This window comes from Pseudoalteromonas sp. BZK2, assembly GCF_014349195.1.
Lineage (GTDB): Bacteria > Pseudomonadota > Gammaproteobacteria > Enterobacterales > Alteromonadaceae > Pseudoalteromonas > Pseudoalteromonas simplex.
In genome coordinates, this window is the sequence record NZ_JACSOG010000083.1 from 1 (window position 1) to 1,460 (window position 1,460).

The following is a 1,460-nucleotide window of genomic DNA, read 5'->3' on the forward strand; positions in this document are numbered from 1 at the left end:
ACAACGGTCTTAGCTGATGGTCAATTTACTGTTGACGCCAGTGTGCGTGATGGGGTGGGGAACCTTACAGAAGAAACGGTGACTGGGGTCATTGATACCGTTGCACCAAGCTTAACCTTAACGGGCGTTGGGGCGGGCAGTGATGTGACGCCTGAGTTCACAGGACGCAGTAATGAAATTGGTGGCACGGTGACGGTAACGGTGACAGATAATGATGGCACCGTACAAACACTGACCGCAACCGTTGACAGTAGCGGTGATTGGCGCGTGGAAGTACCGAATGGACTCGCCGAAGGTGGCTACACTGTATCAGCAACAATTAGTGATGAAGCGGGTAACCCAACGACGGTCAATGCAACAGGCTCTATCGATACCACAACCCCAGTAGTGGTGGTTAACGACACTGGCTTGGGTAATGACAGCACGCCACTTATTACGGGCACCTCTACTGAGCCAGCAGGAACGGTAGTGAGCTTATCTATTGTGGATAGCAACAGCGATACACATACCGTCACAGCCACAGTGCAAGCGGATGGGTCGTGGCAAGCCACAGCACCGAGCTTGCCTGATGGCGCTTATACCGTGACAGCAACGATTGTTGATGCGGCAGGCAACGTTGGCACCGATACAGGCAGTGGCAGCATCGATACCTTGCCACCAAGCTTAGCGATAGACAGCTTGGGTACCATCAACGACGATACCCCAACAATCAGTGGGACCAGCAATGAGCCGGCGGGCAGTGTGGTTAACTTAAGTGTTTCAGACGGCACAAACACCTATACCTTTACAGCCACGGTACTGGGAGATGGCACATGGTCAGCAGATGTACCAAGCCCATTAAACAATGGCAGCATCAGCATTGATGCCAGTATCACCGATGCTGCGGGGAATGAAACAACCGCCAATGACACCGCGGTGCTGGATACCACCGCACCAAGTATCACGATTAATGTCATTGGCGAAACCAATGATACGACACCGACGATTAACGGCACCAGTGATGCGGTCAATGGCAGTGTAGTGACTGTGGTAATTGATGATGGTATCAACCCAGCAGAAACATTAACCACCACGGTTAATGGCGGAACATGGACAGTCACAGCAAGCAGTGCTTTGGCTGAAGGCGACTTTACAGTCACCGCAACCGTGACAGAAAACGGCATTGATGGAACGGCCACACGAACAGGTATCATTGATACCACCATGCCAGCGATTGATATAAATGCATTAGACGTCACCAATGACACCACGCCAACAGTTAGTGGCACAGCCAGTGCCCCACAAGGCAGTACAGTCACTGTGGTCTTTACCGATGCAAACAACAACAGCCACACAGTCACTACCGTGATGCAAAGCAATGGCACCTGGTCAGTGGCGGCGAGCACATTGTTAGCAGAAGGAGAATACACGGTTACGGCGACGGTCAGTGATCAAGCAGGTAACCCAGCAACAGCCAGTGC

At 52.1% G+C, this 1,460-nt stretch carries 1 protein-coding gene; it reads left to right on the plus strand.

What is annotated here, in order from left to right:
• The coding region (locus tag BIZ38_RS21640) for a beta strand repeat-containing protein (RefSeq protein ID WP_187491290.1) at nucleotides 1-1,460 on the plus strand (1,460 nt) is incomplete at both ends.